Source organism: Acinetobacter sp. NIOH-H-8 (assembly GCF_046635365.1).
GTDB lineage: Bacteria > Pseudomonadota > Gammaproteobacteria > Pseudomonadales > Moraxellaceae > Acinetobacter.
The window spans coordinates 1-390 of sequence record NZ_JBHDVN010000351.1 but is presented as its reverse complement, the minus strand read 5'-3'; the positions used below and the strand labels follow the sequence as shown (position 1 = coordinate 390).

The following is a 390-nucleotide window of genomic DNA, read 5'->3' as shown; positions in this document are numbered from 1 at the left end:
TTCTATTTGGGAACCTGTCTGCAATGAAATTTTCGATCGTTTGATTAAACCACGCTGGGAGATTAGATAATGAAGCGTGCGCCTGTCATTCCAAAACATACGATTAAGACTCAACCGCTTGAAGATACTCCGTCATCGGCACCAGCTGCACCGATGGTGGATTCGTTAATTGCGCGCGTAGGAGCTATGGCTCGTGGCAATGCTATTACTTTGCCTGTATGTGGTAGGGACGTGAAATTTACCCTTGAGGTGCTCCGGGGAGATAGTGTTGAGAAGACCTCTCGGGTATGGTCAGGTAATGAACGTGACCAGGAACTGCTTACCGAAGACGCCCTGGATGATCTTATCCCTTCTTTTCTACTGACAGGTCAGCAGACACCAGCATTCGGT

1 protein-coding gene is annotated in these 390 nt (G+C 48.2%); it reads left to right on the top strand.

Going from position 1 to position 390, the window contains the following annotated elements:
* Window positions 1–69 precede the first annotated feature (69 nt).
* Window positions 70–390: hypothetical protein (locus ACEWB7_RS18605; RefSeq protein ID WP_411581176.1), on the top strand; the 321-nt coding region annotated here is incomplete at its 3' end.